Below are 20711 nucleotides of genomic sequence, written 5' to 3' on the forward strand. Positions count from 1 at the left end.
TTTGAGATATTTTTTAGCGTTTTTTATTGCGATATTTATCTGCGGGTGTGGTTATAAGCCGGTTTCAAAGATCACACATGATCTAGTTGGCGATAAAATTTATGTTGATGTGATTATCAGCAAAGAAGAGCCAAAAAATAGTGTTTGGATAAAGGATGCTGTAAAAGAGGGCATGGTCGCAAGGCTAAATAAAGATTTATCAAGTAAAGAGAGTGCTGATACTTCGATAATTATTTCGGTAAAAGATTTAAATTACGAAGCGATCATTTATGATGAGTTTGGTTACATTACGTCATATAAAGCACATTTAAGCTTAAATTATAAGACTAAATTTAAAGATGGTAGCGTGGTTGATATTCCAGCCACTGGCGAGTATGACTTTAGTGTCGTAAGACGTCAAAAAGATGTAAGATTTGCTGATAGCATTCTTAGTGATACTCAAAAATACGAAGCTATCAAAGAGGCATCAAAAGAGGCCTTTGATGAGTATATCGCAAGTTTAGCGGTAAAAGGATATAGAAATGGCAGCAGTAACCGTTAGTCAAATAGTCAAGGAAGCCTTAAATGAGATCAAAGATCGCCATTTGATGCTAACGCCAGAGAATTACACTGAAGTCTATAATGAAATTTCTAAAAAACATGGCTTTACAACAGAAGAGAGTAAAAAGATAGAAAAATATATCTCAAGGCTTGGTGATGAATATAAAAATCAAGCCTTAAGCCTTCATATAAAGACGGTCGATGAGTTTGTTGCTTTTATGACCGCCAGGCTCTCTAGAGGTGCTCAACAAGGAGCAAGCCTTATGGCTGATGATAAAAAACTACAATCACTAAATGCATTTGCTAGAAGAATTCTCCAAGCTATCTCAATGCTTCACAATAAAGATGCAAAAAGCTTAGCAGAGCAAAGTATGCAACTGCTCGCTAGAAGATATGATGAGAAAAATCTTGAAGAAATGTGCCTTAGATGGTTTGACTTTGTTAGCTCTTACGATACTGAATTTTTAGAATTTTTGAAATATTATGGTGTTAGAAATTTTGATGATTTAAAGACAATGAGTTCTGAACTTGAGAAATTTCTTACACAAAAAGATGAAGATGGCGAAGAGGATGTTTTGATTCAGCTTTTAAGCCTTACTCTTGAGCCTTCTATTACAAAGGATCTTGATGAAGAGCTTAGCACGATAAGAAGTACTTTGAAGCAAAATCCTAAAACCTTAAATAGCAAAGAATTTCAAGAAAAGGTAAAGGCATTTGTTGATCGCAGAATAGAAGAAGATAGAACAGAGATCATAGAAAAAGTTGGTTCGCTAAATAATATCTTACAAAATATAAGCGAGAGAATTTCTGATATTGCAGCTAGTTCACAAAGTAGTTCAGATAAAGTAAAAAGTATAAAAAATGATCTTAAAAATGTAAATTTAAACACAAATAGTATCGATCAAGTAAGAAGTATGCTTATTGAGATCGCTAGCGCTTTGGAGATCGAGAGTAAAGAGCTTGGCATAGAGATGCACAATAGGCAAGTTACTATTTCAGAGCTTCAAAATAGAGTGATCAGTCTTGAAAAAGAGCTTGAGGAAGCTAGGCTTGAGAACAAAGAAGACTTTTTGACAAAAGTATCTACCAAACGTGCTTTGATGAATGAGATTCAACGCATCGAAGAAGCATATAAACGCTATGGTACCGATTATTCTATCTGCTTTGTTGATATTGATTATTTTAAAAAGATAAACGATACTTACGGTCATGAGGCTGGAGATGTTATACTCTCGGCAGTAGCTCAAGTACTTAAGAAAAATGCTAGAAAGGTTGATTTTGTTGGTAGATATGGCGGTGAAGAATTTGTAATCTTGCTTCCAAGCACTGGCTTAAAAGATAGTGTTAAATTTGGAGATAAGCTAAGAAGTATGATAGAAAATTTTAAATTTATCTATAAAAATGAGCGTATCAAGGTTACTATAAGCTCCGGCATAGCGACAAGAAGTGCAAATTTAAGTGAGACGATGACGCTTGAAGCTGCTGATAAGATGCTTTATCTCTCAAAAGAAAATGGTAGAAATCAAGTAATGCCAAAGATAATCGAGGAAAAATGAGTCTAGCTAAATTTCTTGATGGCAAACCACTTTACTATAAAGAGATTGACTACGGCAGGATCATTAGAGCGTATGCGACTATAAAAGAACATATAAAGCCATTTAAGATTATTCACATAATAGGCACAAATGGTAAAGGAAGTACTGGACGCTTTTTGGCACAAATTTTAAGTCAAAATGGTGCAAAAGTAGGGCACTACACGAGCCCACATATATTTAAATTTAATGAGCGATTTTGGCTAAATGGTGAGGTCGCTAGCGATGAAATTTTAGAAGCAGCTCATGAGCGTTTGCAGGCTCTTTTAAGCGACGAGTACAAGATAAAAACGAGCTATTTTGAGTATATGACATTGCTTTCAGCTGTGCTTTTTGAGGGTTGCGACTACTTTGTCTGCGAAGCTGGTATGGGTGGTGTGCTTGATGCGACAAATGTTTTTGAAAAAGAGTTAAGCATTTTTACGCCTATCGGGCTCGATCACACGGCAGTTCTTGGAAATAGTTTAGAAGAAATTTCACGCACGAAGTTTGAGGCTATGGGCACAAGAGCTATTTTAAATGACGAAATGAACGAGACAAGTATCGTTATAGTAAAAGAAATTTCAAGCGAGAAAAAGGCAGCTTTAAGCTTTCCAAGAGAAATCTTAACTGCTGAAAATTTAGATGAGATAGCAAGATACGCTCACAAATATAACTTGCCGGAATTTTTACGCTCAAATTTAACTCTAGCCTACGCCTCTGCTAAAATTTTAGATAAAAGCATAGACATAAAAAAGCTTGGTGCTCTTACGCTTCGAGGCAGATGTGAAAAGATCGCCTCAAATTTATACGTAGATGTTGGTCACAACGAGCTTGGAGCAAAGGCTATTGCTAAGAAATTTAGCCAAGATGAGTTTGCCAGTAAGAAGCTTACTTTAGTCTATAATTCGTTCTTGGATAAAGATTTCAAGGCAGTTTTAGCAGCACTTAAGCCGGTTATTGATGACGTGCTACTATATCACTATCACTGTGAGGGTAGAGAGCTTGGTGGAGAACTTATAAGCAAGGCATTAAATGAGCTAGAAATTTCATATAAAGACTTTGAACTAAGCGATATGAACGACGTAAAAGAGGCTAGAAACGGCAAAATTTATCTAGCTTTTGGCTCATTTCATCTAGCCGAAGCCTTTTTAAAAGAGTACTATGCAAGCAAAGGTCTATGAGTATCTTTTAACACACGCCCCACAAATTCTCATCTGTGAAGATGATAAGGAGGCAGCTCTTTGTGCGGATGCGGCCAGTTTTGCTGGCTTTAACGCTTTTAAATTACCTGATTTTAGAGCTAAAAAGGGCGATGATCTAAGAAGCTTTAACGAAGAGCTCTTTGAAATTTCATCCGTTCTTAGCAAATACTATAAATTTGATGGCAAAAAGATCATCATAAGCCCATTTAGCACGCTTTTAAACCCACTTCCAACGCAAAAAAACCTAGAAAGCTCAACAATCAAGCTAAAAGATAATCTAAATTTAAACGAATTTGCCGACTTGCTCATACGATTTGGCTACGAGTGCGTTGATATCGTTGAGAGCGTTGGCGAGTTTAGCATTCGCGGCGAAGTGATCGACATTTATGGCGTAAATATGGATGATCCTGTTAGGATTTTGCTTTTTGGTGATGAGGTTGAGAGTATAAGAAACTACAACACTGCCACGCAAATTAGCAATAAGACCGAGCTAGGCGAGGCCGAGATCGTTCCTTTTATCGCAAATTTAAGTAAAGATGAGTTTGAAAAGGTCAGCCAAAAGATCGAGGATATGCAAAGCGATGCCTTGGTAAGCGACCTAAATTCGCTTGGATTTTGGGCGATCGATAGCTTTAGTGACTATTTGAAATGTTTTGACTCAAAGCTTGTTAAAAAGATCGATTTTGGAATTTATGATGTGTCTGAGGAGAAATTTAGGGGCATTGAAATTTTGCCTGAGCCAAAGTTTTATAAAGACCTAGAGGTCACTTTAAATTTTGACTTTTTTGAGCTAAATAAAAGCAAAAATATAATCGTTCTTTCAAGAAATGAGGGGCTTTTTAAAGGCTATGAGCTTGATGTCTTTACAAATGTAAAGCTTGAAATTTCACCTCTTGTGGTAAATATAACCTCAAGTGATAAGATAGTCGTTTCTCTAAATAAATTTGAGAAAAAAAGGCGAGTTAAACGCTCAAGTCTCGTGGTAGACGAGCTAAAAGTAAATGACTACGTCGTGCATGAAGACTATGGTATAGGCAAATTTTTAGGTCTAGAAAAGATCAAGGTTTTGGGTGCTACGAAGGAATTTGTGGTCATTGCTTATCAAAATGACGACAAGCTTCTTTTGCCAGTAGAGCATCTAAATCTAATCGATCGCTACATCGCACAAAATGGCTCTATGGCGGTGCTTGATCGCCTCGGCAAGGCAAATTTTGCCAAGATAAAAGAAAAGGTTAGAGAAAAACTCTTTGCGATCGCTTCAAAGATCGTAGCAATGGCGGCAAAAAGAGAGCTCGTGGCTGGTAAAATTTTGCAAAAAGAAGACATCTCTTATCTAAATTTTGTTCAAGACGCTGGCTTTTCATATACGAGTGATCAGCAAAAAGCGGTAAATGATATAAGGGATGAGCTAAAAAGCGGAAAGGTCATGGATAGGCTGCTTAGCGGAGATGTTGGCTTTGGTAAGACTGAAGTTGCGATGAATGCTATATTTACCTGCATAAAATCAGGCTTTAGTGCATTTTTCTTTGTGCCAACGACACTTCTTAGCTCGCAGCACTACAAGACACTAAGCCAAAGATTTAGCAAATTTGGCATAAAGGTCTTTAGGCTGGATCGCTTCTCAAGCGCTAAAGAAAAATCAAGCCTGCAAAAAGCGCTAAAAGAAAATGAGCCCATAGTTTGCGTGGGTACGCATGCACTTCTTGGTGTAAAGGCTGAAAATTTAGGGCTTATAGTGGTTGATGAGGAGCATAAATTTGGCGTTAAGCAAAAAGAGCAGCTAAAAGAAATTTCTCAGCACTCACACATCTTAAGTATGAGCGCCACTCCTATACCAAGAAGCCTAAATATGGCGCTTAGCAAGATAAAAACATATAGTATTTTAGCCACTCCGCCAAGCTCAAGGCTTGATGTGAGAACAAGTGTGAAAGAGTGGGATGAAAAGGTCGTCAAAGAGGCGATCATGCGTGAGCTAAGACGTGGTGGACAGACTTTTTACATTCACAACCACATCGCAGACATAGAGCAAACAGCAAATGATCTAAGAAAAATTTTGCCAAAGCTTAGGATTTTGATACTTCACTCAAAGGTAAATGCGAAAGTTACTGAAGATGAGATGATGAAATTTGAGCGAGGCGAATATGACTTATTACTTTGCACCAGCATCGTTGAAAGTGGCATCCACTTGCCAAATGCAAACACCATAATCGTAGAAAATGCCAATAAATTTGGAATGGCTGACCTGCACCAGCTGCGCGGACGCGTGGGTAGAAGCGACAAGCAGGCCTACTGCTACTTTTTGGTGGAAGATAAAGATGCTATTAGTAAAGACGCACTAAAACGACTTGTGGCACTCGAGGGCAACTCATTTTTGGGCGCTGGCTCAGTGCTTGCCTATCACGACCTTGAAATAAGAGGTGGTGGTAACATCATCGGTGAAGCGCAAAGTGGCCACATCGAGGCTATCGGCTACTCGCTATATCTAAAGATGCTAGAAGATGAGATAAACAAGCTTCTTAATCAAGACTCCGCAAAGCTTGACAAGATCGATCTAAAGCTTAGTGTGAGTGCCTTTTTAAATCAAGAATTTATAAGAGAAGATAGGCTAAGGCTTGAAATTTACAGGCGTCTTAGCAAGTGTAAAGAGGTGAGTGAAGTCTATGAGATACAAAGCGAGCTTGAAGATAGATTTGGCAAGATAGATACATTTACAAAGCAGTTTTTAGACCTTATCATCATCAAAATTTTAGCTCTAAAAGCTGGCATAAAGACGATCTCAAACAGCGAACAAAATATACTAATAACAAAAAATGATGACGAGAAGATCAGGCTAAAGTCACGTAGCAAGGACGATGACGATGTTTTGGCTGAAATTTTGGTCTATCTAAGAAAGGATAAGAAGTGATAGATTGGGGCGTGAAGTATGCAGCGATATATAGAAGCACAAAAGGCATGCTAAAACCAGTTGATGATATTGATTTTGTAGATATTGACTCACTTTATGGGCTGGAAAAACAAAAAGAAATTTTACTAAAAAATACTCTAAATTTTATAGAAGGTAAGGATGCAAATCACGTGCTTCTTTGGGGTGAGAGAGGATGTGGCAAGTCAAGTCTCGTAAGGGCTGTTTTTACTAAATTTTATAAAACCGGACTTCGCATAATCGAGCTTGGCTGCGAAGATCTAAAATACCTTGGCGACATCATCGACGAGATTAGAAAAAGTGAGTTTAAATTTATCATTTTTTGCGATGATCTAAGCTTTGAAAATGGCAGTAATGAGTATAAATTCCTAAAACCTATAATGGACGGCTCTATCCAAAAGCCACCTAAAAACGTACTTTTATACGCTACGTCAAATCGTCGCCACCTAATAAGCGAGTTTAAAAGCGAAAATGAAAACTCGCAGTTAATGGACGGAGAGATACATTACAGCGACGCAACTCAGGAGAAAATTTCTCTTTCAGATCGCTTTGGCCTTTGGATCAGCTTTTATCAAGGCAACTACGATGAGTACCTAAAAATGGTTGATTTTTACTTTAAAGACTATAAAGGCAATAAAGACGAGCTTCACACACTTGCTAAAAATTTCGCAACACTCAGAGCCAGCAGAAGTGGCAGAACAGCAAAGCAGTTTTATCTTACTTTTAAAGAAAATTTAAAATGACTTCAACCGATCTATTTTTAACCTTGTTTAATCACAAAAACAAAAATTTAGACGAGTTAAAATGGCCAGATGAGGGTACTTTTGGGGTCATTTTAGGTGCTATTTTAGTGCAAAATACCAACTGGAAAAACGTAGAAAAAGCGCTAGATAATCTAAAAAAAGCAAACAAAGATAGCCTACAAGGCATTTGCGAGCTTGAAAACAGCGAGCTTGCTACGCTTATAAAGCCAAGTGGCTTTTATAACACAAAGGCTAAACGGCTAAAGACGCTTTGCCAAGCCATAAGAAACGAGTTTGACGACTTTGAAAATTTCAAAGAAAATGTAAGTCGTGAGTGGCTCATAAGCGTAAAAGGTGTTGGAGCCGAGACTTGTGATGCAATACTTGCTTATGCTTGCGGTAAGCCATATATGGTTGTTGATGCTTATGCGCTTAGGATAATGGCATATTTTGACTATATTTTTGAGAGCTACGATGAGGCGGCTGAGTGGTTTAGCTCGCTTGATTATGATGAAATTTATAAAATTCTTGATAGCGAGAAATTTGATGAGATTGAAATTTTAAAACTCTATCACGCTCTTATTTTGGAGTTTTGCAAGGAAAATTTCAAAGGTAAAATCTTAAGCCAAAATGGTCAAAAAATATTAAGCAGCATTAAAAATTAAACTACTAATATGTAACAACTATTTATAAATTTGCCAAATATCGGGGCTTTTTATAGTCTATTTTAAAATTCTGTGCTAAATTTACACAAAATTTATCTTATTTAGTTTAGGAGGAGTGATGATTTACGATAACATCGTTAAAACGATTGGTAATACACCTATTGTAAAGATAAAAACAGGTGCTGATGAAGCCGAAATTTACGTAAAACTAGAGTTTTTTAACCCAGGTGGCTCTGTAAAAGATAGGATTGCATTTAATATGATAACTAAGATGCTAGCTGACGGTACGCTAAAACATGGTGATACTATCGTTGAGCCAACGAGCGGAAATACTGGCATTGGTGTAGCGATGTGCGGTGCTGCACTTGGCTTTAAAGTGATACTTTGCATGCCAGAGAGCATGAGTATCGAAAGACGCAAAATAGTAGCTGCTTATGGCGCACAACTTGAGCTTACTCCAGCGTCTGGTGGTATGAAAGCAGCGATCGCAAGAGCTACAGAGCTAGCAGCTCAGCCAAATCACGTAATGCTAAGCCAGTTTGAAAACAAGTATAACCCACAAGCTCACGAGCTAACAACAGCAGCTGAAATTGTGGCTGATTTTAGCAAGCTTGATGCATTTGTAGCTGGCGTTGGCACAGGTGGTACAATAAGTGGTGTAGCAAAAATTTTAAAAGAAAAAGGCTATGATACTAAGATCATCGCAGTAGAGCCTGAAGCATCGCCGGTTTTAAGTGGTGGCAACCCAGGACCGCATAAAATTCAAGGCATTGGAGCCGGATTTTTACCAAATACTATGAATATGAGCTTAGTTAGCGAGGTAGAAAAAGTAAGCAACGATGACGCACTAAACGCAGCTAGAGCAATTGCAAAAAGTGATGGACTCATGATAGGTATAAGCGGTGGTGCTGCTTACGTGGCTGCAAAAAGAGTAGCTAAAAGACTTGGCGCTGGCAAAAAAGTACTTTTCATAGCTCCAGATAATGGTGAAAGATACTTAAGCACAGAGCTTTACGGAGCATAAAAATATGCGGGAGAGTCTAAAGGAGCTAGTTCAAACTGTTCGTGAAAAAGACCCATCTGTACATAAGTGTTGCTTTTTGGCAATACTTATAAACACTCCTGGTATTCATGCGGTTTTGTTTCATAAAATTTCTCATTTTTTATATAAAAAAGAGCATTTTTTTCTAGCTAGACTCATCTCACAAATTGCAAGATTTTTAACAGGCATCGAGATCCATCCTGGAGCAAAGATCGGCAGGAGATTTTTCATAGATCATGGTATGGGTGTGGTTATCGGTGAGACAGCTGAGATAGGTGATGATGTAATGATGTATCATCAAGTAACACTTGGAGGTACTGGAAAAGAGTGTGGCAAAAGGCATCCGACTGTAAAAAATGGCGTGACTATCGCAGCTGGCTCAAAGATACTAGGTGCGATAACTATTGGTGAAAATGCAAAGATCGGAGCAAACTCGGTTGTGCTAAAGAATGTTCCTGCAAATGCAACCGTTGTTGGTATACCAGCAAGGGTTGTCCGAGTAAACGGCACAAAATTTGAACCAGAGTTTATTATCTAATCTCAAAGATTGGATAAATTTATTTTTACTTTTTATGCTTTAAAATTTGAGCATAAATTTCGTCTTTTAGTTTTAATTTCTCTTTCTTTAAATTATCAATTTCAGATGGTTTTGCTAGGTTGTCGTCTATTTTTTTATTTAGCTCATCATGTTTTTTGCAAAGAGTAGCAAAACGAGCATCGGTTTTCTTTAGCTCATTTATAAGGTCTGTATATTCATGTAACATATCGGCTCCTATAAAAATTTGAGAAATTTTATCAAGACTTTGTAAATGCTTGGATATAAAATAAGCACCAAGTCATTGCTTAAATTTTTAAAAAAAGGCAAGTAGAAAAAATTATTTTATACGTATTTGAATTCTTCAGGTTTATGTTTGCTTTTTACAACGCGCTTGGTTAGACGTATTCCATCAACGGTACCGATAACTAAAAGCTTTGATCCTGTCCCCACTAATGTATCGCCATTTGGCATTGGTACAAAATTATTATTTATATCTCTAATGCCTACTATGTCTGCATTTGTTATGTTTCGTAGATGAGTTTCTTTTAATCTTTTAAATCTTATCCAAGAGTAATCAGGAACAAGAATTTCTTCTATATCGATAGGTGAATTTTTTGTATACAAAAACTGCTCTAATAAATTTTCCATGTCCGGCCTTACGCTCATGGCACTTAACCGCTGCGCGACTAAGCGAGATGGACTTACCACATTGTCAGCGCCTAATTTTTTTAATCTTTGCGTATCGTCTTCTGTCTCTGCATTTGTTATGATATGATAAGGTTTTCTGCGACCTATCTCTTTTTCATAAAGTCTTACAGATGCTATAAGGGCGATGTTATCAGCAATATTTGAGCTAAGAGTTATAAGTCCTTTTGCGCTTGATAGATGTGTCTTTAAAAAGGCAATTTGTGTATGTGGCTGAGCTTTTATGAAATATGGATATTTATAAATTTGAGCTAGCTCTGCGATATCTTCTCTATCATCGACCACTACAAAAGGTATATGATTTTCGCGAAATTGAGCACTAAGTTCGATTGTGTATAGATTGTGATAACAAATAACGAAGTGATTTTTTAGTCTTGCGATCCTATAAAGCATGCGTCGTTCCTTTAAAATGCTAATTAATGTGCCTCTTTTTAAAACCTCAACCACAATACCGATCGATAGTGTAAATATAATAAAACCAATAAGTATAAACGTGATAGTAAAAATTCTGCCCTTTGGAGTTATTGGAGCAACTTCGGTAAAACCAACTGTTGTAAAAGTCATGCCAGCTTGGTAAAAGGCATCTATTAGTGAGAAATTATCTATTAAGACATAACCTAATGTTCCAAAAAGTAACAGTAATACGACTGAAATTAGTGGAAATCTAAAAGGTTTTAATTGTTCGTAAAGCTCAGTATCTAGGCTTATTTCTGGTTTTGTAGGGTTTGACCAGTTGAGGAATTTTAAAAGTCTTGAGAGAAAAGACATAAATTCCTCTTCATTTTATATTCTTAGTTTGATTGTTTCTTCATCGTTCTTAGAGTAGAAGCAGCAACTTTTATCTTTCTTGTAGTACCATCTTCTAGTGTAACGCGAATCGTTCTAAGATTTGGCAAGAATCTTCTTTTAGTTTTATTGTTAGCGTGGCTCACATTGTTGCCTATCATCGGTCCTTTGCCTGTTATCGCACATCTTTTTGACATTTTTTTTCCTTATAAACAAAAATTTCTGCTGATTTTATCTAAAACAAACAAAAGTAATGCTTAAATAGATTCTTTTTTAAAAGAATTGATTTTTATTAATAATCTAGATAAAATAACGCCTTTGTCTATAAATTATAAATAGCAAAAATATTTAGAAATCTTGAGTGATACAAAATGCTTAGTAAAGAGTTGATCGAAAAAAATGTTGATTTTGTTTTACAGATGCCAACTCTTTTTGAAAAGATCGAGCACTTTTTATTAGCTGGTAATGTAACTGAGGCAGTTGCTACTTTACAAAATATATCATCTTTTAAAACTTATTTTAGCTCCATTTTTAAACGTGCAAAATTTGATATTCCTTATGATGGCAACGATTTGGTAGTAATAGCAAATATGCTTGGCATTGATACTTTTAGAGCGATAGTACTTTCTTATTTTATATTTTTAAAATCCCCAAAAATTTATAAGGTATTTAATTTTAAAATCGTCGATTTGATCGAGCTTAATGCTAAAATTTTATCAGATTGGCTAAAGATATTAAATTCTTTTAAAGAAAAGCACTATAACTATTTATCGCTTGCTCCGTATTCTATAGCCTGTATTATAGTGTGTGAGAATTTATTTTCGAAATTTCCATCTTATATGTCAGATGTTATTTCGTATTCTGACATAAGCTATAATAAAATTTTGCAAAAAAAATATGGCTTTAGCCTTTGGGATATTTTTTTAAAAGCAATGAATATGAACAAGCAATCATTAAGCAAGATTGATAAAGAGATGCTTTGCTTTTTTGAGATTTTGCTCTCTTATGAGTCCAGCAGGCCTGAATTTTATGATTTTGGAGTTGATAAAATTTTAGATATCAATGTTTATCCAGAGATGCAAACCATTATATTTATTAAAAAAGCTCTACAAAAATGAAATTAACTTTTAATGGTTCTATGGCTATTATAAGGCCTTTTGGTTTTTTGGAAGCAGAGAATATTCCATTAAAATTAAGTGAAAAATACGTAAACCAAATTTCTTCGCGTGATATCAGCGCTATACTGCTCTCACTAAAAAATGTTACATTTTTTAGTCCTATTTGGCTTGGTAGAATAATTGAAAATTTAAGCGAAGAAGCGCAAAAGCTTGGCGTGGTATTTGCGATTTGCGATTACAATGAAATTTTTTATGAATTGATGATGAGAACAGTTAAGAATATTTTAAATGTCTCGATGTTTGAAAGTGAAAATATCGCAAGCTTGTTTTTAAATAAATTTCTAAATAACGCAAATGACAAAGTTTTCATTTATAACTCAACTGAGCAGTATAAGCACTATTTGGCTAATTATCTCAAAAATCGCTCATTTGATGTGGTTGAGGCTAGAGATGCGACCGAGTTTAATAAAAAAAAGAATTTATATAGTTATGCAGTATCACAGCTAAATCATGTGAGATTAGGACAAAATCAGATAGATACTTTTATAAAAGATGGTGTCGTTATTTATGCCATAAAAAGTTTTATGGACTCAGATTTTATTGAAGATTTTGATATGTCAGCTCATGATATTATGCTAAAAATCGGATATAAATTTTTTATTTTATGGGTAAATATTTCTGGTGCTTTAAATATAAGGGGTGCAAAATTTCTAATCAAACTTGCTAGCATTAGCAAAAGATCAGGTGCATTTATTTCGCTTTGTGGCATAAACGAATCAAATTTATCTATTGAATTAATAACGTACCTTAAAGATGCAAATATATTTATCTATAAAAATTTAAATGACTTTTACAAAGATGACACTATTTTTTATCTTAAAAAAAGAGACTTTGATGCAGAGCCAGTAGATATTAACAAGAACGTTGCTCAAATTTCATCTTATGTGACGCAAATTGCGAGCAAAATTATCTCACAGTTAGCAGAAGAAGAAATTTTGTGTGTTGATACCAAAGTTAGTGCGCTTGACATAGAGGATGAGTGCGATTACTTGCGTATTTGTGTTCAGTATTATGGTGATATTTACGCAAGAGTGCTATTTGGTGTAAAAAAAGATAAGTTAGATAAAATTTGCTCTATTTTTATGCCTGAAGGCAATGATTCAAATGACTATTTAAGTGGATATTCTCAAATTTTTAGTATCATTACGGATAAATTTTTGACACATCTTTGGCAAAAAGACATAAAAGTAAAAGTTAGCTTGCCTAAAATTTTATCTGATGATGTTTTTTTCGATCACAATAGTGTAGGCATCATGAATAGACTAGACGTAAAAGATGACGAAATAGGCTTTGTATTTGTAACCAAGTAAGGAGAAGAAATGTACGTTGCACCTAGTATTTTATCGGCTGATTTTGGAAATTTGGCAGCTGAGATAAGAGCCATTTGCGAGGCTGGGTGCGATCTGGTGCATGTTGATGTTATGGATGGGCATTTTGTGCCAAATTTAACCATTGGACCAGTCGTGGTAAATGCCGTTGCAAAAGCAGCTACAAAGCCACTTGATATACATTTGATGGTTGAGAATAACTCATTTTTTGCTGATCTTTTCTTGCCGTTAAAGCCAAAATTTCTAACCTTTCACATCGAAGAAGAGAAGCACCCATTAAGGCTCATCGATCACATCAGAAAAAATGGTGTAAGTCCTGGCATCGTGCTAAATCCTCATACGCCAGTTAGTGCGATCGAACACATTATCGATGAAGTTGATATGGTGCTTTTGATGAGTGTAAATCCTGGCTTTGGGGGTCAGAAATTTATGCCAGTCGTGCTTGAAAAAACAAGGGCGCTAAGAGAGCTAATAGAACGAAAAAACGCTAAGTGTCTGATCGAAGTAGATGGCGGCGTAAACGGACTAAATGCGCCTGATCTTGAAGACGCTGGGGCTGATATCTTGGTGGCTGGTAACTATATCTTCTCATCAAATTCCTACGAACAAGCCATTCGCGCCATAAAGCTTGAGTTTTGAAACCAAAAAAACAGCGTTTAGAAAATAGCATTGAAATTTTAGCTAGGCAAAATTTAAGCTATCATGAGTTTATTTTAAGATTTAGCGATATTGAAGAAATTTCATCACTCATTGACGTGCGCGATCTTGATATGTGGCGAACTCTTGGACTTGATATTACTAGAAATGAAGAGAATGAGATCGAGCTTGGCACGAGATTTAGAGATATTAGCGAGCAGGAATTTTGCGTGGTTGATATCGAAACGACTGGTGGCACGACGAGCGGACAGATCATTGAGATCGGTGCAATAAAAATGAAAAATGGCGTTGAGATAGGGCGTTTTGAAAGCTTTGTGGCAGCTAATGAGGTGCCTGAAAATATCACCGAGCTAACCGGTATAAAGGCTAGCGATTTAGTCGGTGCGCCAAATTTGCTAAATGTACTTGAGCGGTTCAAAATTTTTCTTGGAACTAGCGTCTTTATCGCGCACAACGTAAATTTTGACTACGGATTTATCTCTCATAGCCTAAATGAGATCGGCCTTGGCGTGTTGCTAAATAGAAAGCTTTGTACCATCGATCTTAGTCGCCGCACTATCGCTTCGCAAAAATACGGACTTGGCTCGCTAAAAGAGCTTCTTGGCATAAACAACACCCACCACAGAGCGTTAAATGACGCAATAGCTGCGGCTGAAATTTTTAAAGTTTGTCTCACGCGCCTACCTTTTAGTATCCAAACGACAGAGGATCTTATAAACTTTAGCAAAACAGCTCCAAGCGTGAAGCTAAAACCTGAACCGGTTTTGTGTGCGAATTAGTGATAAAAAATTATCCACTATCAATACAAAATTACTAAATTTAATCTTTTTTTTAAAAGCTTGTGGGCAGTTTGCTAAATTTTACAAAAAAGGAGACAAATGAGCCAGAAAAATTTAGTTTCAAATTTTATCTCAGCTGATGATGAGATGCTCGCTTTTTTATCAAATTTTAGCAATAAGTGGTGCGTGAGTAACGATGGGGCGAAATTTATAGAGCAAAATTTTACATTTATCGGCTCAAAGCCAGTTTTGCAAAATTTAGAAGATTACAAAACGGCTGAATATAAAAATTTTACCGACATTAAAAAATGTCTCAGCTCAAATCCAAGTATCAAAAGTAAAATTTTAAGTGGCGATATAAACTATATCGGCGATAGTTTAACAAATATAGAGGTTAAATTTGCGCCTAAGTATTTTTACGATTTTTTAAAATTTGTAGTTGAAAATATCCCAGAACATCACTATTTTTGCTGTCCTAAGGAGGGCTGGATATTGTTTATTGCGATGGAAGGATATGTGGAATTTGGCGTCTTGCACTAACAGAGTTTTTAAATTTATTTTAAGTAGTCGTCTAAAATTGTCCATAAAAACAAAACGTGAAAGAAAAATTATTCGTAAAAATTCTTAAAATTAACAAAAAACTGGGCTTGCATCCTAACACCGCTTGTTGCTAGCAAAATTTAATCAATTTTTTTATATAATCCCTATTTTTCATAAAGGCAAAAAGATGGATAGAAAATCTTGGAGTTCAAGGCTCACATACATTTTAGCTGTTGCAGGAGCTACGGTCGGCTTTGGTGCGACGTGGCGTTTTCCGTATTTGGTAGGGCAAAATGGTGGTGGTGCCTATGTGCTCGTGTTTTGTATCGCGATGATCGTGATTGGCATACCGATGATTTTAGTTGAAAATGCGATTGGCAGACGTCTAAAATGCAACGCTGTGGATGCTTTTGGTGGATCAATAAATGGCAAAAAGATCAGCAAAAAGTGGCAGATCGTTGGCTGGATGGGGCTTGTTGGTGCTTTTGGTATCATGGCTTACTATATGGTTATTGGCGGCTGGGTGCTAAACTATATCGCCCAAATTTCATTTGGTTTACTTGATCTCTCACATGTGGTTAGTTTTGAGGAGACAAGTGCGTTTTATGAGCAAAATATCGTAAGCAATCCACTTGCTATCAGCTTTGCGACTCTTGTTTTTGTGCTAGTTAATTACGCTATTTTGGTACAAGGTGCGGTCGGTGGTATCGAGCGATCAGCGAAATTTTTAATGCCGCTACTTTTTATTTTAATGCTTATTATGATCGCTAAAAATATCACACTTGATGGTGCAATAGAGGGCGTAAAATTTTACTTAACACCTAATTTCTCAAAGATAAATTTAAAGCTTTTTGTTGATGTTTTGGGGCAGGTCTTTTTTGCTCTTTCGCTTGGATTTGGTGTGATGATCACGCTTTCTAGCTTTGTGAAAAAGGATGAGGGTTTGGTTAAAATTTCTATCATTACAGGTATTTTAAATACGGTAATTGCCGTGCTTGCAGGATTTATGATTTTTCCTTCTCTTTTTAGCTACGGTGTATCGCCAGATAGCGGCCCAAGCCTCGTGTTTAAGAGCCTGCCGATCGTTTTTTCACACATGCCATTTGGTGGTTTTTTCGCGGTTGCGTTTTTCGCACTATTAATGATCGCTGCACTTACAACATCGCTACCAATATATGAAGTAATAATCACAACACTTCAAGAAAAATTTAAAATAAAACGCAAGAAAGCAATATTTTTAGTCCTTGGAGGTATATTTATTTTAGGAAATTTGCCTTCGCTGATGGCTACAAACATACTAAGTCACGTAAGCATTTTTGGTAAGAATATTTTTGATGCATATGATGCAATAAGCGCAACAATATTTTTTGTATTTACATCATTTGGTTGTGCAATATTCGTAGGTTGGGTGCTAAAAGATGATGCAAAAAAAGAGATTTTGCAAGGTAGTGAAAAACATGCAAAACTAATAAATATCTGGTTTTGGTATATCAAATTCGTCGTACCGTTTATCATTTTGGTGCTTTTTATTAGCTCGTTTTACGATAATTTTTTAAAATAGGGCGTAAAAATATGTTTTATTTTTTACTCGGTATTTACTTTTTTTACGTCGCCGCAAAGGCGATTTTGGCGATTTTGCAGATAAATTTTATACGCGCAGAGGCCAAAAAGCCAGCCGTCGTGCTAGAGCAGGGGGAGTATGAAACCGCCGCTGCCGTAGCAATAACTAATCAAAAATTTGAAATAGCAGGCCTACTTTATCACGCCGCGATATTTATGATGTGGGCGTGCTGGGGGCTTGGCGCGATATCGGGGCATGCCTACAAAACGGGAGATATAGGCGACAACATCTTTATGGTTATGGTATTTTTGCTCGTTTCGTCGCTACTAGAACTGCCACTAAATATCTACGAAACCTTCGTCAAAGATAAAAAGCTCGGCTTTTCAAACGTAACGCCTAAAATTTTCGCGCTTGACCTGCTTAAAACGCTCGCGCTAACGCTGGTTTTTGGCACGCTGTTTGTGTGGCTGGTGCTACTTTGCATTAGATTTTTGGGTGATTTTTGGTGGTTTTGGGCGTTTTTGCTTAGCTTTGCGGTCGCGCTTGTTATAAATCTTATCTACCCGACGCTTATCGCGCCTATCTTTAACAAAATGCAACCGCTAGAAGAGGGCGAGCTAAAAAGCCGTATAGAAGGGCTTTTAGCGCAGTGCGGGTTTAAAAGTAGCGGCGTTTTTACGATAGACGCCAGCAAGCGCGATAACCGCTTAAACGCCTATTTCGGCGGCCTTGGCGCAACTAAACGCGTGGTGCTTTTCGACACGCTCGTTAAAAAACTAAGCTTAGAGGAGATAATCGCCGTTTTGGGGCATGAGTTCGGGCACTTTAAGCACAAAGATATCCTAAAAATGATAGCTCTAAGCGCGGTTATGCTTTTTGCGATGTTTTTTATATTTGGCAATATCCCTGACGCGGCGTATCAAGCGCTTGGGCTTCATCACGGCGGCGGCGGAGTGATCGTGTTTTTGCTACTTTTTTCGCCAATTTTCGGGTTTTTATTTTCGCCGGTGAGCTCGTATTTTAGCCGCGCGAACGAATTTGGCGCCGATAAATTCGCAGGCGAGGTCTCAAACAAAACCGACATGATAAGCGCGCTAAAAAAACTAGGCAGCGAAAACAAGGCCTTCCCGAAGGCTCATCCGCTCTATGCGTTCGTCTATCATTCGCACCCAAGCCTTTTTGAGCGTATAAACGAGCTGGAAAATGAAAATTGAAGAAGCTCTTAAAGAGGCTAGTTTAAGGCTAAGCTCACTTTGCCAAAATCCAAGCAGAGTTGCTAAAATTTTGCTTATGAACTATCTTGATGTAAGCATTGAATGGATATTTTTAAATCAAAAAAATGAATTTGATGAGAGCGGCTATTTCGCTCAAGTTAAAAGGTATGAGAACTACGAGCCTCTTGAATATATAACTGGTAAAGCTAGCTTTTATGGGCTTGATTTTTACGTGGAAAGTGGAGTACTTATCCCAAGACCTGAAACAGAAATTTTAGTGGATAAAGTAATAGAAATTTCAAGTGAATATAAAGAGCCAAAGATCGCAGAAATAGGCATAGGAAGCGGCATTATTAGTATCATGCTAGCTCTAAAAACAAATGCAAATATCGTAGCAACAGACATAAATGAAAAAGCTTTGATGCTTGCTAAAAAAAATGCAGATAAATTTGATGTAGGTGGGAGGATCAAATTTTTAAACTGCTCTTATGTGGATGAAATTTTAGAAGATATTGATATTTTGGTTTCAAATCCGCCATATATTGCAAGAAGCTATAAACTTAGTAAATTTGTACTAAATGAGCCAGAAAGTGCGCTCTTTGGAGGCGAAGTAGGAGATGAAATTTTAAAAGATATTATTCTCATAGCCAAAGATCGCAATATCAAAAACGTTGCTTGTGAGATGGGGTACGATCAAAAAGCAAGTATGCAAAAATTCTTAGAGGTCAATGGTTTTGAGTATAGTTTTTACAAAGACTTGGCTGGCTTTGATAGAGGCTTTTGCGCGAAGTTAAAAATATAAAGGAGAGAATTTGAGAGGAGTTTATTTTTTGCTTTTGGCGGTACTTATAGGAGCTGAGCTAACGCTTGGTATCTTGGTGGCACCAGTCATATTTTTCCCGCAAAACATCATAGGAGATGGCATACTTACGCATTTTATGAGCGGTCAAATGATGACAAAGATATTTTTGAAATTTAATTATATTTTGCTTTTTATAAGTATAGTTATAATGATTGGCGAGCTATTTGATCTTAGAAAAAAGCTTATTTTTTCACTAAAATTTAGCATGTTAATGCTTGCTTTTTTAAATTTGGCTTTAGCTTTGAGCTTTGTATTTTTCTTTACGCCTTTTATAGTTTACGCTCAAAATTTAGGTGTTGACGCGACACAGACGGCTGAATTTGCCAAAATGCATAGTGCGAGTGAATATGTGATGAAAATCATGCTTGTTTTGCAAATCATTTTATTTTTTGTGAAATTTAAGATTAGCCAAAATGAATGCAAAGCCTGATATTCAAGTCTTAACAAATTTTCTAGCTGAATACACGGCGGCGATGGTGAGTGCTGGCACCTACACCGCACGCGTAGAAAAGTGTGTAGACCGCATAGCTAAACACTACGGCCACGACATTAGCGTGACGATTTTCGTGAAGTATTTTACTATTAGCGTCATGGACTCGGCCGACAACTCCCTGCGCCGAACCTACGTGAAAAAGATCCCGTTTGGTCATGTAAGCTTTAACCGCATTTCCGAGCTTTCGTCGCTTAGCTGGCGGATTTTGGATGAAAATTTAAGCTTAAACGAGGCAAAAGAGCAGTTTGAAGGCGTCCTGCGCATCGGGGCGCATAAATTTGCAAGCTCACTTATTTTAATAAGCCTTGCAAATGCGGCGTTTTGCAAGCTTTTCGGCGGCGATGCAGGCTCGGTGGCTTGCGTATTTTTTGCGACGCTCGTAGGCTATAGCCTTAGATTTGCGCTTGCTAAAATGGGCGTAAATTTAAAAATCCAGTACGTCCTAGTCTCGTTCGTCGTCTCTTTTATCGCTTATCTTGGCGTATTTTACGGCTTTACGCATACTAGCGACGTGGCGATCGGCTCGTCGATACTATTTTTGATGCCAGGCGTTTTTCTCATAAACTCGGTCTTTGACATCCTAAACGACAACACGCTTGTAGGCATCAGTAGAGCCGTGAGCACGGGCATCCTGATACTTTGCATCGCGGTGGGCGTCTATATCACGCTCTCGCTTAGCAACGCGGAGATTTTACATGTTTGAGCTTTTTACTGCAACTGTTATAGACGGCGCTTTTGCCGCGGTGGCGGGGCTTGGCTTTGCCTACGCTAGCTCTCCGCCAAAAAGGACTCTCGCATTTTGCGCGCTACTTGCGGCATTTGCGCACGCTAGCCGCTTTTGGATCATGCAGATGGGATTTTTTAACATCAGCGTCGCTACGCTCATCGTCTCATTTTTAAGCGGGATTTTGGGTATGCTCTTTGCCAAACGGCTCAAAGTGCCCGCCGAGATCATCGCATTTCCCGCACTTTTGCCGATGGTGCCAGGAGTTTACGCGTACAAGGGCATTTTGGCGCTGTTTTCGTTTCTAAACGAGCCTGATATCGCTAAGAAAAACGAATACTTAATCATATTTTTCGATAACGCCATCACGACTACCACGGTCTCGTTAGCGCTTGGCGTCGGGGTTTCGGTGGTGCTAATTTTATTTTACGATCAGTCCTTGATGATTACTCGCGGCGCCAAGTGCGATCTGGCGATGCAAGATAACAATAAAAGCTAAAAATAGAATTATTAAAAACAATTATGATTTATGATTAAAGTAAAAAGCATAGTGAAGTATTTTTAAAAATTATTATAAAAATAAAAGTTCTCTTTAATTTAATACTCCTTATATTGGTATTAAGTTTCGTTGAGTCAAAAAAATATTATATTGTATAT

The 20711-nt window shown here is 37.1% G+C and carries 22 protein-coding genes; 19 read left to right on the forward strand and 3 right to left on the reverse strand.

From position 1 onward, the window contains the following. Position 1 precedes the first annotated feature (1 nt). The 8 genes from lptE to epsC all read left to right on the forward strand — a co-directional run bounded on the left by lptE (position 2) and on the right by epsC (position 9227). Positions 2-541 (forward strand): LPS assembly lipoprotein LptE, encoded by a 540-nt coding sequence (gene lptE, locus CVT05_RS08680; RefSeq protein WP_107698493.1) that lies wholly within the window; start codon positions 2-4, stop codon positions 539-541. Beyond that, positions 522-2096, forward strand: a complete 1575-nt coding sequence (locus CVT05_RS08685) for a GGDEF domain-containing protein (protein ID WP_107698494.1) — start codon at positions 522-524, stop codon at positions 2094-2096. Before lptE ends, CVT05_RS08685 begins: the two co-directional genes overlap by 20 nt. After that, positions 2093-3295 carry a glutamate ligase domain-containing protein gene (locus tag CVT05_RS08690; RefSeq protein ID WP_107698495.1) on the forward strand — a complete coding sequence of 401 codons (1203 nt, stop codon included), beginning with the start codon at positions 2093-2095 and terminating at the stop codon, positions 3293-3295. The genes CVT05_RS08685 and CVT05_RS08690 overlap by 4 nt, the downstream gene beginning before the upstream one ends. After that, entirely contained in the window at positions 3276-6221 is a 2946-nt protein-coding gene (mfd, locus tag CVT05_RS08695; RefSeq protein WP_107698496.1) for a transcription-repair coupling factor, read from the forward strand. The genes CVT05_RS08690 and mfd overlap by 20 nt, the downstream gene beginning before the upstream one ends. Next, positions 6218-6982: an ATP-binding protein gene (locus CVT05_RS08700; RefSeq protein WP_107698497.1), complete on the forward strand. Its 765-nt coding sequence runs from the start codon at positions 6218-6220 to the stop codon at positions 6980-6982. Before mfd ends, CVT05_RS08700 begins: the two co-directional genes overlap by 4 nt. Further along, positions 6979-7647: an endonuclease III domain-containing protein gene (locus CVT05_RS08705; protein ID WP_107698498.1), complete on the forward strand. Its 669-nt coding sequence runs from the start codon at positions 6979-6981 to the stop codon at positions 7645-7647. Before CVT05_RS08700 ends, CVT05_RS08705 begins: the two co-directional genes overlap by 4 nt. A gap of 118 nt (positions 7648-7765) precedes the next feature. Further along, positions 7766-8671: a cysteine synthase A gene (cysK, locus tag CVT05_RS08710; protein WP_085657533.1), complete on the forward strand. Its 906-nt coding sequence runs from the start codon at positions 7766-7768 to the stop codon at positions 8669-8671. Positions 8672-8675: 4 nt separating this feature from the next. Further along, on the forward strand, positions 8676-9227 hold the full coding sequence (gene epsC, locus CVT05_RS08715) for a serine O-acetyltransferase EpsC (protein ID WP_107698499.1): 552 nt from the start codon (positions 8676-8678) through the stop codon (positions 9225-9227). Positions 9228-9252: 25 nt separating this feature from the next. Here the strand turns inward: epsC and CVT05_RS08720 are convergent, their stop codons facing one another. The 3 genes from CVT05_RS08720 to rpmB form a co-directional block, all read right to left on the reverse strand. Then, a complete protein-coding gene (locus tag CVT05_RS08720; RefSeq protein WP_084108294.1) occupies positions 9253-9453 on the reverse strand; it encodes a YdcH family protein in 201 nt (66 codons plus the stop codon). Positions 9454-9569: 116 nt separating this feature from the next. Continuing rightward, the gene (locus CVT05_RS08725) at positions 9570-10700 is read right to left on the reverse strand and encodes a potassium channel family protein (protein ID WP_107698500.1); all 1131 of its coding nucleotides are present in this window, start codon (positions 10698-10700) and stop codon (positions 9570-9572) included. Positions 10701-10723: 23 nt separating this feature from the next. Beyond that, complete coding sequence (gene rpmB, locus CVT05_RS08730) at positions 10724-10915, reverse strand: 50S ribosomal protein L28 (RefSeq protein WP_021090707.1); 192 nt, start codon at positions 10913-10915, stop codon at positions 10724-10726. Between the two features lie 174 nt (positions 10916-11089). On the opposite strand from rpmB, the gene CVT05_RS08735 reads away from it, so the two are divergent. The 11 genes from CVT05_RS08735 (at position 11090) to CVT05_RS08790 (ending at position 20553) form a co-directional block, all read left to right on the forward strand. After that, on the forward strand, positions 11090-11836 hold the full coding sequence (locus tag CVT05_RS08735) for a hypothetical protein (RefSeq protein ID WP_107698501.1): 747 nt from the start codon (positions 11090-11092) through the stop codon (positions 11834-11836). Continuing rightward, the gene (locus CVT05_RS08740) at positions 11833-13206 is read left to right on the forward strand and encodes a prephenate dehydrogenase (RefSeq protein ID WP_107698502.1); all 1374 of its coding nucleotides are present in this window, start codon (positions 11833-11835) and stop codon (positions 13204-13206) included. Before CVT05_RS08735 ends, CVT05_RS08740 begins: the two co-directional genes overlap by 4 nt. Positions 13207-13215: 9 nt before the next feature. After that, positions 13216-13863 carry a ribulose-phosphate 3-epimerase gene (gene rpe / locus CVT05_RS08745; protein WP_107698503.1) on the forward strand — a complete coding sequence of 216 codons (648 nt, stop codon included), beginning with the start codon at positions 13216-13218 and terminating at the stop codon, positions 13861-13863. After that, positions 13860-14660: a 3'-5' exonuclease gene (locus CVT05_RS08750; RefSeq protein ID WP_107698504.1), complete on the forward strand. Its 801-nt coding sequence runs from the start codon at positions 13860-13862 to the stop codon at positions 14658-14660. Before rpe ends, CVT05_RS08750 begins: the two co-directional genes overlap by 4 nt. Before the next feature lie 99 nt (positions 14661-14759). Continuing rightward, positions 14760-15200 carry a hypothetical protein gene (locus tag CVT05_RS08755; protein WP_107698505.1) on the forward strand — a complete coding sequence of 147 codons (441 nt, stop codon included), beginning with the start codon at positions 14760-14762 and terminating at the stop codon, positions 15198-15200. Positions 15201-15387: 187 nt separating this feature from the next. Next, positions 15388-16761 carry a sodium-dependent transporter gene (locus CVT05_RS08765; protein WP_103576681.1) on the forward strand — a complete coding sequence of 458 codons (1374 nt, stop codon included), beginning with the start codon at positions 15388-15390 and terminating at the stop codon, positions 16759-16761. Between the two features lie 11 nt (positions 16762-16772). After that, positions 16773-17975, forward strand: coding sequence for a M48 family metallopeptidase (locus CVT05_RS08770; RefSeq protein WP_107698507.1), 1203 nt, complete (start codon positions 16773-16775; stop codon positions 17973-17975). Beyond that, positions 17965-18777, forward strand: coding sequence for a HemK/PrmC family methyltransferase (locus tag CVT05_RS08775; RefSeq protein WP_107698508.1), 813 nt, complete (start codon positions 17965-17967; stop codon positions 18775-18777). Before CVT05_RS08770 ends, CVT05_RS08775 begins: the two co-directional genes overlap by 11 nt. Positions 18778-18787: 10 nt before the next feature. Beyond that, positions 18788-19267, forward strand: a complete 480-nt coding sequence (locus CVT05_RS08780; RefSeq protein WP_107698509.1) for a DUF4149 domain-containing protein — start codon at positions 18788-18790, stop codon at positions 19265-19267. Continuing rightward, the gene (locus CVT05_RS08785) at positions 19251-20033 is read left to right on the forward strand and encodes a threonine/serine ThrE exporter family protein (protein WP_107698510.1); all 783 of its coding nucleotides are present in this window, start codon (positions 19251-19253) and stop codon (positions 20031-20033) included. Before CVT05_RS08780 ends, CVT05_RS08785 begins: the two co-directional genes overlap by 17 nt. Beyond that, positions 20026-20553, forward strand: a complete 528-nt coding sequence (locus CVT05_RS08790) for a threonine/serine exporter family protein (RefSeq protein WP_107698511.1) — start codon at positions 20026-20028, stop codon at positions 20551-20553. The genes CVT05_RS08785 and CVT05_RS08790 overlap by 8 nt, the downstream gene beginning before the upstream one ends. Positions 20554-20711: the final 158 nt, after the last annotated feature.

The organism is Campylobacter concisus, assembly GCF_003049705.1.
Lineage (GTDB): Bacteria > Campylobacterota > Campylobacteria > Campylobacterales > Campylobacteraceae > Campylobacter_A > Campylobacter_A concisus_AR.